The following is a 12,219-nucleotide window of genomic DNA, read 5'->3' as shown; positions in this document are numbered from 1 at the left end:
TACAAAAAAGGTGCTCATTGAGCACCTTTTTGCGTTTCTGACGCCTGATTATTTGGTCAGGGCAGGTTTGTTGTCGATGTTAGTCAACACGCCGCTGCTGTTAAAGGTCAGCGTCAGGGTTTGCTGGGTCACGTCTTCATGGCCTGGCTGCTGACGGAATACATAGAACCAGGTGTTGGTGCCGAACGGATCGGACATCATCGGGGTTCCTAGTGCATAAGCGACCTGCTGTTGCGTCATACCCACGCGGATTTTTGACACATCGTTAGGGGTAAGGTAGTTCCCCTGGTTGATGTCAGGACGGTAAACCACTTTCTCCAGAGTGGAACAGCCTGCGGTCAACATCAGAAGAACCGCTGCGGCAGCGGTCAGCATTTTACAACGCATAGTGATTTGATTCCTTTTCGGGCCCGAGCAGAACGCGGCTCATATGTAATATGCCGATGATAATAGACCTTGCCCCACTTTGAAACCGGTCTGGCGGCGTTTTTATTGTTCTGTATGACCCTGAGATCCCGAAAAAGTTTACGCTGCCAGCAGTTCTTTCGCGTTTGCGAGGGTGTTGCGAGTGACTTCGCTTCCGCCCAATAGGCGTGCCAGCTCCTGCAGGCGAGCTCGTTTATCCAGCGGCTTCATGTGCGTTTCGGTCATTTCACCATCGGTTTCTTTACTGACGATAAAGTGATGGTGGCCACAGCCAGCAACCTGCGGCAGGTGGGTCACGCACATTACCTGGGTCGACTCGCCCAGCTGGCGCAGCAGTTTACCCACCACGGCAGCGGTTGGGCCGCTGATGCCGACGTCCACTTCATCGAAGATGAGCGCTGGCGTTTCCATTTTACGTGCGGTTATCACCTGGATGGCCAGGGCAATACGCGAAAGCTCACCGCCGGAGGCCACTTTAGAGATCGGCTGCAGCGGCTGGCCCGGGTTCGTTGTGACGCAAAACTCAATGCGATCCGCCCCTTCCGCCGTCAGGTGATTTTCCTCAAAGCGAACGTCAATAGTGAATACCCCGTGCGGCATCGCCAGCGTGCGCATGCTGTCTGTGATGTGCTGACTGAGCTCCTGGGCCTGCAATGCCCGGACATCATGGAGCTGTCTGGCCGTTGCCAGCGCCTGCTGATGATGGAGATTTACCGCCAGCGATAATGTTTCAAGTGAATCAGCCTGATCGTCTAGCTGCTGCTGTTCTTCCAGCAGAGACTGATAATAGACAGGCAGCTCTTCTGGCGTAACGTGGTGCTTACGCGCCAGCGAAATATGCCGGGAGATGCGTTGTTCGAGTTCGAACAGACGGTTCGGATCGAGATCCAGACGCTCACAGTAGTGACGCAGTTCATCCCCGGCTTCGGAAATCTGAATGGCGGCCTCCTCCAGCATATCCAGTACGCCGGAGAGTTTACTGTCCATGCCCACCAGTTCGGTTACAAGCTGGCGCACATTGTAAAGCTGGCTCTGCAGGTTCACATCTTCACCATCCGCCAGCATGTTAAGCGCAGTCTGGCTGGTTGAGAGCAAATGGCCGCTATTCGCAAGACGTTTGTACTCTTCATCGATTTGCTCAAACTCGCCCGGCTGTGGGTTGAACTCGTTCAGCTCTTTCAACTGATATTCCAGCAGTTCGGCCCGCGCGGCGCGCTCCTGGCTTTGCTGCTGGTGCTGCGCGAGTTCGCGGCAGCTCTGGTGCCACTGGCGGTAGTGGTCAGCCATCAACTGAGTAAGCGCATACTCACCCGCGTAACCATCGAGCAGGGCCTTTTGGTGTTCTGGCTTAATCAACTGCTGGTGAGCGTGCTGGCTGTGAATCTGGATAAGCAGTTGGCCGAGTTCGCGAAGCTGAGAGAGTGGAACCGCGGTGCCGTTGATGAAACCGCGGGAGCGCCCATCACTGTTGATTACGCGGCGAAGTAAACACTCACGCCCATCCTCAAGCTGATTCGCTTCGAGCCAGCGCTGTGCGGCAGGTGTATCTTTCAGGGAGAAACGCGCGCAGAGATCCGCGCGCGTTGCGCCGGCACGGACCATATCGCCCTCTGCACGGCTGCCGAGGCACAGGCCGAGGGCATCGATAGCGATAGATTTACCTGCGCCGGTTTCCCCGGTGATGGCCGTCATGCCGTTGAGGAAGTCGATCTCGAGCTCGCGAACAATGGCAAAGTTGCTGATGGTCAGTTGTGCCAGCATAACTGTTTTCCTGTATGAAAAACCATAACTGTGTTTTCATACAGTATAAACTGGTTTTTTATACAGTAAAGTGCTGGATGTAAAATTAGAATAATTTTTTTGACCAGCCAAGCTTTGAGCTTAACGTATTGAAATAGCTGTAATCTTTAGGGTGAATGAGATTCAGATGGTAGTCGCAGCGGCGGATTAACACGTCTTCGCCTTCCTGGATTGGCAGCGCTATTTGGCTGTCGCAGCTGATCTCCAGGTCGTTACGGCGGTGCGAGAACCGCAAACGTATCGTGCTGTCGCCGTTGATGACCAGTGGGCGGGCAGAGAGCGTGTGCGGGAACATCGGCACCAGCGTGATCGCATCCAGCGAAGGCGTCAAAATTGGGCCGCCCGCCGAGAGCGAGTAGGCGGTCGAGCCGGTGGGCGTGGAGATAATCAGCCCGTCGGAGCGCTGGGAGAAGGCAAAGATTTCGTCGATATAGACTTCGAACTCAATCATGTGCGCCACTTTTCCGGGGTGAAGTACCACCTCGTTTATTGCGGTGCTGATGCGTTTCTGGCAGTCCTGCTGGCATACCTGAGCTTCCAGTAAAAAGCGCTTTTCGCTGATGTAGTGGCCCTCCAGTACGTCTGCCAGCTGCTGCTGCGCGTTGTCAGGGTCGAGGTCCGTCAGAAAACCAAGGTTGCCGCGGTTGATGCCGATGACTTTGATATCGTAGCGCGCCAGCGTCCTCGCTGCGCCCAGCATATTCCCGTCGCCGCCGACCACAACGGCGAGATCCGCCTGCTGACCAATCTCCGCCAGCGTGCCGGTTTTTACGCCCTTGAGCTGTAGCTCCTGGGCAATTTGTTGTTCGACCATCACTTCATAGCCTTTGCCACACAGCCAGCGATACAACATTTCATGTGTCGTCAATGCGGTAGGGTGACGCGGATGCCCGACGATCCCAATACACCTGAAATGATTATTCATTTTCTGGAGGTCCTTGTGCCTGATGAATGATGACAATCTGTCTTGTTCCCTTGAATCCCGGAAACTGATCCCCATAATAAGCGAAGTTAGCGAGATGAATGCAGAAAAACGCGGAGAAATTCATGAGTAGTAAAGAACAGAAAACGCCTGAGGGGCAAGCCCCTGAAGAAATTATCACGGAACAGCACGAGGAAGTTGAGGCTGTAGAGCCTGACGCTTCTGCTGAGCAGGTGGACCCGCGCGATGAGAAAATTGCGAATCTGGAAGCTCAGCTCGCTGAAGCACAGACTCGTGAACGCGACGGCGTGCTGCGTATCAAAGCGGAGATGGAAAACCTGCGTCGCCGCACCGAGCTGGACGTTGAGAAGGCGCACAAGTTTGCGCTGGAGAAATTCGTCAACGAACTGCTGCCGGTGATTGATAGCCTCGATCGCGCGCTGGAAGTAGCGGATAAAGCCAATCCGGACAACGCGGCGATGATCGAAGGTATCGAACTGACGCTGAAATCTATGCTGGACGTCGTACGTAAATTCGGTGTGGAAGTGATTGCCGATACTAACGTTCCGCTGGATCCAAACGTTCACCAGGCGATTGCGATGGTTGAATCTGAAGAGATTGAAGCCGGTAAAGTACTGGGCGTGATGCAGAAAGGCTACACCCTGAACGGCCGTACCATTCGCGCAGCGATGGTTACCGTGGCAAAAGCGAAAGCGTAATTGCCCGTAGTGCCGGGTGGCGGCGTTCGCCTTACCCGGCCTACATTTTACTCGGCAATACTTTCTCGAAGTGGCTTAACGGGCAGGACTTTCACCTGCTTAATCATGTTGTCCTGCACGTCCAGAATATCAATATCGTATTGCTCAATACGGACCCGCGTTCCCGCTGCGGGGATCTCTTCCAGCGCCTCTAGAATCATGCCGTTAATGGTGCGCGCTTCCTCTTCTGGCAGATGCCAGTTAAAGGCTTTATTCAGCTCACGAATGTTTGCGCTACCGTCGATGAGCACTGAACCGTCGTTCTGCGGAGTGACCTCTTCCGCCAGGGACGGGGACATTGACGTCGTAAAGTCGCCTACGATCTCTTCCAGAATATCCTCGACCGTCACCAGCCCCTGAATATCGCCGTATTCATTGACCACCAGACCGACTTTCTTCTTATTACGCTGGAATTTCACCAGCTGCGTGCTGAGCGGCGTGCCTTCCGGCACGTAGTAAATCTCGTCGGCGGCGCGCAGCATCACCTCTTTTGTGAACTCTTTTTTCTCCGTCATCAGGCGATAGGCTTCCCGCACGCGCAGCATGCTGATGGCATCGTCGAGCGAATCACGGTACAGCACGATGCGGCCGTGTGGGGAGTGCGTCAGCTGGCGAACAATCGCCTTCCAGTCATCGTTGATATCGATACCGACGATTTCATTGCGCGGCACCATGATGTCATTCACGCTGACCTTTTCCAGGTCCAGCACGGACAGGAGCATATCCTGATTGCGGCGGGATATTTGCGAGCGGGATTCGTTCACGATGGTGCGAAGCTCGTCTTTGCTGAGCGCGCTGCTGATGGTGACGTCTGCTTTGATCCCCACCATCCGCATCAGCAGGCGGGTGACCATATTCAGCAGCCAGACCAGCGGCATCATCAGGATCAGGAGCGGTGCCAGAAGAAAGCTGCTCGGGTAGGCGACTTTTTCGGGATAGAGCGCGGCGATGGTTTTGGGCAGCACTTCGGCAAACACCAGCACCACGAACGTCAGCACGCCGGTGGCGATGGCGACCCCGGCGTTACCGTACAGCCGCATGCCGACGATAGTCCCGAGCGCGGAGGCAAGAATGTTGACCAGGTTGTTGCCGATAAGCACCAGGCTAATCAGCCGATCCGGTTTTCGCAGCAGTTTTTCAACGCGGCGAGCGGCACGGTTGCCCTGCTTAGCGCGATGGCGTAACCGATAGCGGTTGAGCGTCATCATGCCGGTTTCCGAGCCGGAGAAATAGGCGGAGATGACCACCATGACGATCAGCGTGACGATCAGCGCGGTGGTTGAGATGTGTTCCAGGGGGAACTCCTTTTATAACTTAGCCAGCAAATTGCTGTATGAAGCGGCTGCCGAAATAGGCAAGGGTGAGAATGCCTGCGCCCGCGACGTTGAACCAGACGACGCGACGACCGCGCCAGCCCTCGTGATAGTGGCCCCATAGCAGCACAATATAGACAAACCATGCGATGATAGAGAGCACCGCTTTGTCGATATTTTCAACGCTGAACAGGTTTTTCATATAAAACAGACCGGTGCAGAGCGTTAACGTCAGCAGTACCACGCCCACCTGGGTGATGTGGAACATCTTACGCTCAATGACCATCAGCGGCGGCATCTCATGGTTAAACGCCAGCTTCTTGTTTTTCAACTGGTAGTCAATCCAGGCCAGCTGCATCGCATAGAGCGCGGCGATGATAAGCGTGGCATAAGAGAACAGCGACAGGCCGATATGTACCAGCATGCCGGGCGTCGCCTCCAGGTGCGTAATAAATTCGTTGGGCATGAAAGTGGCAAGCGCCAGGTTGATCAGCGCAAAGGCGTAAACAATCGGCAGCAGCAGCCAGCCGCGGTTTTTGGATGCAACGATGGTCATGACCGTACAGATCATCAGGCTGACCAGCGAGCCAACGTTGAGCACGCTCAGGTTTTGCACGCTGCCGTCGCCCGGGATAATGCGTGATTCCAGCGCAAACGCGTGGCTTATCAATGCTATCACCGCCGAGAGAACAGCCATGCGCCGCCAGCCGCTGTTTTTTTGCAGCAGTCCAGGAACGATCAGCGCGAGGCTGACAGAGTAGGCAACAAGGGCGATCAGTGCGAAAACAGGCATATAGGCGTCGACGGTTGTCTTAATAAGAAAGAGAAGCAGTATAACGTTACGCGACGCCTGCTCCAACCGTTGCATAACAACAAAGCTGCCTTCATGTTATACTCCGGCAAAATTCTGTGTATGTGTCGCTTAAGCGACCCAACGTTTCTACCCCAGGCGAGAGACAATGTTTGATAATTTAACCGATCGTTTGTCGCGCACGCTGCGCAACATCAGCGGCCGCGGACGCCTCACCGAAGAGAACATCAAGGAAACGCTGCGCGAAGTGCGCATGGCGCTGCTCGAAGCAGACGTCGCGTTGCCGGTTGTACGTGATTTTATCAACCGCGTGAAAGAGAAAGCGGTTGGCCATGAAGTCAACAAGAGCCTGACTCCGGGTCAGGAGTTCGTCAAAATCGTTCGCAGCGAACTGGTTTCGGCGATGGGCGAAGAGAACCAGGTGCTTAATCTGGCCGCGCAGCCGCCGGCCGTCGTGCTGATGGCCGGCCTGCAGGGTGCGGGTAAAACGACCAGCGTCGGTAAGCTGGGTAAATTCCTGCGCGAGAAGCACAAGAAGAAAGTGTTGGTCGTTTCTGCGGACGTCTATCGCCCGGCGGCGATCAAACAGCTGGAAACGCTGGCCGAGCAGGTCGGCGTGGATTTCTTCCCATCGGACGTGGCCCAGAAGCCTGTCGACATCGTTAATGCCGCGCTGAAAGAAGCGAAGCTTAAATTCTACGACGTGCTGCTGGTGGATACCGCCGGTCGACTGCACGTTGACGAAGCGATGATGGACGAAATCAAGCAGGTGCATGCTTCTATCAACCCGGTAGAGACCCTGTTTGTTGTCGATGCTATGACCGGTCAGGATGCGGCAAACACCGCGAAAGCGTTTAACGAAGCGCTGCCGTTAACCGGCGTAGTGCTGACCAAAGTGGACGGCGACGCCCGCGGCGGTGCGGCCCTCTCGATTCGCCATATCACCGGTAAGCCGATCAAATTCCTCGGCGTGGGCGAAAAAACCGACGCGCTGGAGCCGTTCCACCCGGATCGTATTGCCTCCCGTATCCTCGGCATGGGCGACGTGCTGTCGCTAATCGAAGATATCGAGAGCAAGGTTGACCGCGCGCAGGCCGAGAAGCTTGCCAGCAAGCTGAAAAAAGGCGACGGTTTCGATCTGACCGACTTCCTTGAGCAGCTGCGCCAGATGAAAAACATGGGCGGCATGGCTAGCCTGATGGGCAAGCTGCCGGGCATGGGCCAGATCCCTGACAACGTGAAATCACAGATGGATGACAAAGTGCTGGTGCGTATGGAGGCGATCATCAACTCGATGACGCTGAAAGAACGTGCGAAGCCTGAAATCATCAAAGGTTCTCGTAAGCGCCGTATCGCAGCCGGTTGCGGTATGCAGGTGCAGGACGTAAACCGCCTTCTGAAGCAGTTCGACGACATGCAGCGCATGATGAAGAAAATGAAGAAAGGTGGCATGGCGAAGATGATGCGTGGGATGAAAGGCATGATGCCGCCAGGATTCCCCGGCCGCTGATCGGCCTGGCTTGTTTGCCATTTCGGCACCGGGGTGTGCTCGCCATCCTCACGTACTGCGTGTACGCTCCGGTGGCTGCGCGCACGCCGGCACCGAACTGGCCGCACCGCCGACGGCCTTTTACAGCAGACTTATCAACTGCTGATTGCAATTTCCCCAGAAATCAGTAAAATTTTCGGGCTTTTAATATGACACCCGGGCTCCGTTCCTCGATGGGGCCCGGTTGTTTTATTCACACAAGAGGATGTTATGGTAACTATTCGTTTAGCTCGTCACGGCGCTAAAAAGCGTCCGTTCTACCAGGTTGTTGTAACCGACAGCCGTAATGCACGCAACGGTCGCTTCATCGAGCGCGTTGGTTTCTTCAACCCACTGGCCGCTGGCGCAGAAGAAGAAACCCGTCTGGATCTGGATCGTATCGCTCACTGGGTTGGCCAGGGCGCTACTGTTTCCGATCGCGTTGCTACGCTGATCAAAGCAGCAAACAAAGCAGCTTAATCTGTCACGGTGGTCATGATGAGCAATAAAGCACCTGTTGAACCGATCGTATTGGGAAAAATGGGTTCTTGCTACGGTATCCGTGGTTGGCTCAGAGTGTTTTCCTCCACTGAAGACGCTGATAGCATTTTTAATTACCAGCCCTGGTTTATCCAGAAAGCCGGTAAGTGGGAAGAGGTCGAGCTGGAAAGCTGGCGTCACCACAATCAGGACATCATCATCAAGCTGAAAGGCGTTGACGATCGTGATGCCGCGAATGCGCTGACTAATTGTGAAATTGTCGTGGATTCGTCGCAGTTGCCGCAGCTGGAAGAGGGCGACTATTACTGGAAAGACCTTATGGGTTGCCAGGTAGTCACTACCGAAGGCTACAGCCTGGGGAAAGTCATCGATATGATGGAAACCGGGTCAAATGACGTTCTCGTCATCAAGGCAAACCTGAAAGATGCATTTGGCATCAAGGAGCGGCTGGTTCCGTTCCTCGATGGACAGGTTATCAAGAAAGTCGATCTCACTACTCAAATGATTGAAGTAGATTGGGATCCTGGTTTTTAAATTCTCCGGATAAACGGTAAAAGACGGCGCTATGTGGATTGGCATAATTAGCCTGTTTCCTGAAATGTTCCGCGCGATTACCGATTACGGGGTAACTGGCCGGGCAGTAAAGAATGGCCTGCTGAGCATCCAGAGCTGGAGTCCTCGTGACTTCACGCATGACCGGCACCGTACCGTGGACGATCGTCCTTACGGCGGCGGACCGGGGATGTTAATGATGGTGCAACCCTTACGGGACGCCATTCACACAGCAAAAGCCGCGGCAGGTGAAGGCGCAAAGGTGATTTATCTGTCACCTCAGGGACGCAAGCTTGATCAAGCGGGCGTGAGCGAACTGGCGACGAATCAAAAGCTGATTCTGGTCTGTGGGCGCTACGAAGGGATAGATGAGCGCGTAATTCAAACCGAGATTGACGAAGAATGGTCTATCGGCGATTACGTTCTTAGCGGTGGTGAGTTACCAGCGATGACGCTGATTGACTCCGTCGCCCGGTTCATTCCGGGTGTGCTGGGCCATGAAGCTTCGGCAACGGAAGATTCCTTTGCCGATGGATTGCTGGACTGCCCACACTATACTCGTCCTGAAGTGTTAGAAGGGATGGAAGTACCGGCAGTGTTGCTGTCTGGAAACCATGCCGAGATACGTCGCTGGCGTTTGAAGCAGTCGCTGGGCCGAACCTGGCTTAGAAGACCTGAACTTCTGGAAAACCTGGCTCTGACTGAAGAGCAAGCAAAGTTGCTGGCCGAGTTCAAAACTGAACACGCGCACCAGCAGCATGAACATGATGGGAAGGCGTAGTACGCTCCCGAATATCAGTTTACCCAGGATAAGAGATTAAATTATGAGCAACATTATTAAGCAACTTGAACAAGAGCAGATGAAGCAGGACGTACCTTCCTTCCGTCCAGGTGACACCGTGGAAGTGAAAGTATGGGTTGTTGAAGGTTCCAAAAAACGTCTGCAGGCATTCGAGGGCGTGGTTATCGCTATTCGTAACCGCGGTCTGCACTCTGCATTCACTGTTCGTAAAATTTCCAACGGCGAAGGCGTTGAGCGTGTCTTCCAGACTCACTCTCCGGTAGTTGACAGCATTGCTGTTAAACGTCGTGGTGCTGTACGTAAAGCTAAACTGTACTACCTGCGTGAGCGTACTGGTAAGTCTGCTCGTATCAAAGAGCGTCTTAACTAAGATTCGCTTAAGCGACATCCTGTTTAAAGGGGCTGGCCGAAAGGCTGGCCCTTTTTTTTATTCCATCGCTCCTCTCGCATTAACCCTTTTGTCATAAATCATTTACAATGCTTGCCTCTTGAGTGGAGGGGACGTGGATAACGCACTGCATCAGCATAAACGGAAACGCGCAGCGGCATTGACCGCGCTGTTTGCGATCCTGCTGATCGTCATTGCGCCGCTTATCTCCGTCTCTCTGCAAAAAGATCCCATGAGCGCCATGCCGGGTATGCATCATGATATGAGCATGATGTCGATGGATGAGCATCACGGCGTCATGCAGCACTCGCTCCCCGTCGATCATGCCGAAGCGTGTGGCTATTGCGTGCTGCTGGCCCATGTGCCGGGCGTGATGCTGGCGCTTATCGTCCTGCTCAGCGCGGTGCTATTGAGAACACGCGAAAACTCGCCTCGCCAGACGGTCATCCACTGGCATTTTTTCCCCTGGCTTTATCCCGATACCCGCGCGCCGCCGCGGCAGTCTGCTTTTTCCCTTTAAAAAACAACATCGATAACTTTTTGCCTTAAAAAGGAAAAGTATGACTACCTGCACTCCGCGCGCGGCATGGGGAAACCTGCTGCGTCGACTTCATTTCTATGTCGGGCTATTTGTTGGTCCGTTTATCTTCTTCGCCGCGCTGACCGGCACGCTGTACGTGGCGACTCCACAGCTGGAAAATGCGCTCTATCGGCACGCGCTGCACACGGATAACGTGGGTGAACCTCAGACACTGGCGGCGCAAATTGCCGTGGCGGAAAACGTCGTGGGTGAAGATCTGCGTTTGCACGCCGTTCGCCCGGGGCTGGCCGATGGCGACACTACCCGGGTGATGTTTGCCGACCCAACGCTTGGGCCATCTGAAAACCGGGCTCTCTTTATCGATCCGGTTAGCCTGGCGGTGCTGGGCGATATAACGGTGTACGGCACCAGCGGGATTTTGCCGCTGCGTCAGACCATTGATTATCTGCATACTTCGCTGATGCTGGGGGATGCGGGTCGTCTCTACAGCGAGCTGGCTGCCTCATGGATGTGGATCGCCGCGCTCGGCGGGATCGCGCTGTGGTTTTACACCCGACCGAAGCGTCGCATTAACAGCCGTTTTCAGAACCGTCGTCGCCTGCACGTGACGCTAGGCTGGGTTTTGCTGGGCGGAATGCTATTGTTCTCTGCAACCGGATTGACCTGGTCCCAGTGGGCTGGGGGGAACGTTGATAAGCTGCGGGCCGAGATGAACTGGCTAACCCCGCAGGTAAACACCGCGCTTTCTGGTCTGCCACAAAATATGGACGAACATGCCGAACACCGTGGTCATCACGGCGATACGTTGATGCCTGCATCACTGGCACTCTCGCAGTTTGATAGCGTTCTGATCGCCGCGCGCAACGCTGGCATTGATGCTAACAAGCTTGAGATCCGCCCGCCGAAAGCCGCCGATCGGGCCTGGACGGTAACGGAAATCGATCGCAGCTGGCCGACTCAGGTGGACGCCGTGGCCGTCGATCCGCACTCCATGCAGATCCTCGACAGAACCCGCTTTGACGATTTTCCGCTAATGGCAAAACTCACCCGCTGGGGCGTAGATTTCCATATGGGCATTCTGTTTGGCCTCGTGAATCAGCTGCTGCTGATCGCCTTTGGCGCAGCGCTGTGCGTGCTGATTATCTGGGGTTACCGGATGTGGTGGATGCGTCGCCCTGCGGCATCTGCCGGAAGTCCCGTACAGACGCTGTGTCAGTGCTGGCTGGGGCTATCAGGCTGGGGAAGGACAATCACGGTGTTGGGCAGCGTGCTGTTAGGGGGTGCGCTTCCGGTCATGGGCGCAAGCCTGGCTGTGTTTGTGCTTGTTGACTGGCTGCGCTGGCGAGCGGCATCCGCTGTGTCGCTCGCAGAGTCAGCGAAAGAATGACGTTAAGGCGTGCTGATCACAACTGCGACGCGGCGGTTTTCGGCGCGCCCTTGCGCGGTGCTGTTGCTGGCAACAGGATATTTTTTACCTAACCCCTGCGTGATGAGATTCGTGCGGGGGATATTCGCGCCTTTGGCCCAGGCATCCGCAACGACGTTAGCGCGCTTTAGAGAGAGCGCTTCGTTATAGCTCTCTTCACCGTAGTTATCCGTGTGTCCATCCATGCGCGCATGGTTTAAACCGGTCGCCGCCAGGCGAGATGCCATGGTCTGGATCTGCGTTTCGCTTTCCGGGCGCAGCCTGGCATCGTTTTTATCGAACAGGATCTTATCTGACAGCCCGAGCGTCCAGTCGCCGTTCAGTTCGTTAAAGCCATAGGACTTCATTGCCGCGACTTGTTCTGGTGTAAACTTGCCTTTAGGCGCCTGGCAGCCGGCCAGGAGCAGTGATGCCAGTAAGCAAGGAGCGAGGTATCGCTTTAACATGGTCT

The 12,219-nt window shown here is 54.9% G+C and carries 14 protein-coding genes; 8 read left to right on the top strand and 6 right to left on the bottom strand.

Annotated elements, in window-relative coordinates; genetic code table 11:
- Nucleotides 1-48: 48 nt before the first annotated feature.
- The 3 genes from bamE to nadK form a co-directional block, all read right to left on the bottom strand.
- Nucleotides 49-387 (bottom strand): outer membrane protein assembly factor BamE, encoded by a 339-nt coding sequence (bamE, locus tag DBY73_RS20535; protein WP_112013059.1) that lies wholly within the window; start codon nt 385-387, stop codon nt 49-51.
- A 138-nt stretch (nt 388-525) separates the two neighbouring features.
- Nucleotides 526-2,187: a DNA repair protein RecN gene (gene recN, locus DBY73_RS20530; RefSeq protein WP_112013058.1), complete on the bottom strand. Its 1,662-nt coding sequence runs from the start codon at nt 2,185-2,187 to the stop codon at nt 526-528.
- Between the two features lie 85 nt (nt 2,188-2,272).
- Nucleotides 2,273-3,151 carry an NAD(+) kinase gene (gene nadK / locus DBY73_RS20525; RefSeq protein ID WP_042717523.1) on the bottom strand — a complete coding sequence of 293 codons (879 nt, stop codon included), beginning with the start codon at nt 3,149-3,151 and terminating at the stop codon, nt 2,273-2,275.
- Nucleotides 3,152-3,273: 122 nt separating this feature from the next.
- Between nadK and grpE the strand changes: the two genes are divergently transcribed.
- Nucleotides 3,274-3,867 (top strand): nucleotide exchange factor GrpE, encoded by a 594-nt coding sequence (gene grpE / locus DBY73_RS20520; RefSeq protein WP_146745797.1) that lies wholly within the window; start codon nt 3,274-3,276, stop codon nt 3,865-3,867.
- Between the two features lie 47 nt (nt 3,868-3,914).
- On the opposite strand, the gene DBY73_RS20515 is transcribed toward grpE, so the two are convergent.
- Nucleotides 3,915-5,201 carry an HlyC/CorC family transporter gene (locus DBY73_RS20515; protein ID WP_112013056.1) on the bottom strand — a complete coding sequence of 429 codons (1,287 nt, stop codon included), beginning with the start codon at nt 5,199-5,201 and terminating at the stop codon, nt 3,915-3,917.
- Nucleotides 5,202-5,220: 19 nt separating this feature from the next.
- Entirely contained in the window at nt 5,221-6,012 is a 792-nt protein-coding gene (locus tag DBY73_RS20510; RefSeq protein ID WP_112013088.1) for an inner membrane protein YpjD, read from the bottom strand.
- Between the two features lie 166 nt (nt 6,013-6,178).
- Between DBY73_RS20510 and ffh the strand changes: the two genes are divergently transcribed.
- The 7 genes from ffh (at nt 6,179) to DBY73_RS20475 (ending at nt 11,729) form a co-directional block, all read left to right on the top strand.
- Nucleotides 6,179-7,540, top strand: a complete 1,362-nt coding sequence (gene ffh / locus DBY73_RS20505; protein ID WP_112013055.1) for a signal recognition particle protein — start codon at nt 6,179-6,181, stop codon at nt 7,538-7,540.
- Nucleotides 7,541-7,789: 249 nt separating this feature from the next.
- Complete coding sequence (gene rpsP / locus DBY73_RS20500; protein WP_003863133.1) at nt 7,790-8,038, top strand: 30S ribosomal protein S16; 249 nt, start codon at nt 7,790-7,792, stop codon at nt 8,036-8,038.
- A gap of 15 nt (nt 8,039-8,053) precedes the next feature.
- On the top strand, nt 8,054-8,593 hold the full coding sequence (gene rimM / locus DBY73_RS20495; protein ID WP_112013054.1) for a ribosome maturation factor RimM: 540 nt from the start codon (nt 8,054-8,056) through the stop codon (nt 8,591-8,593).
- A 31-nt stretch (nt 8,594-8,624) separates the two neighbouring features.
- A complete protein-coding gene (gene trmD / locus DBY73_RS20490) occupies nt 8,625-9,392 on the top strand; it encodes a tRNA (guanosine(37)-N1)-methyltransferase TrmD (RefSeq protein ID WP_003863138.1) in 768 nt (255 codons plus the stop codon).
- Nucleotides 9,393-9,435: 43 nt separating this feature from the next.
- The gene (gene rplS, locus DBY73_RS20485; protein WP_002914145.1) at nt 9,436-9,783 is read left to right on the top strand and encodes a 50S ribosomal protein L19; all 348 of its coding nucleotides are present in this window, start codon (nt 9,436-9,438) and stop codon (nt 9,781-9,783) included.
- A 133-nt stretch (nt 9,784-9,916) separates the two neighbouring features.
- Nucleotides 9,917-10,321, top strand: a complete 405-nt coding sequence (locus tag DBY73_RS20480) for a DUF2946 domain-containing protein (RefSeq protein WP_112013053.1) — start codon at nt 9,917-9,919, stop codon at nt 10,319-10,321.
- 40 nt (nt 10,322-10,361) lie between these two features.
- Nucleotides 10,362-11,729, top strand: a complete 1,368-nt coding sequence (locus DBY73_RS20475; RefSeq protein ID WP_112013052.1) for a PepSY-associated TM helix domain-containing protein — start codon at nt 10,362-10,364, stop codon at nt 11,727-11,729.
- Between the two features lie 2 nt (nt 11,730-11,731).
- Here DBY73_RS20475 and DBY73_RS20470 read toward each other — a convergent pair whose 3' ends face one another.
- Nucleotides 11,732-12,214, bottom strand: coding sequence for an OmpA family protein (locus DBY73_RS20470; RefSeq protein ID WP_112013051.1), 483 nt, complete (start codon nt 12,212-12,214; stop codon nt 11,732-11,734).
- Between the last annotated feature and the right edge of the window lie 5 nt (nt 12,215-12,219).

It is taken from the genome of Enterobacter sp. RIT418 (assembly GCF_003057745.1).
Taxonomy (GTDB): Bacteria; Pseudomonadota; Gammaproteobacteria; order Enterobacterales; family Enterobacteriaceae; genus Enterobacter.
Note: the sequence above shows the minus strand (reverse complement) of the source record. Positions and strands in the feature narration are given on the sequence as shown.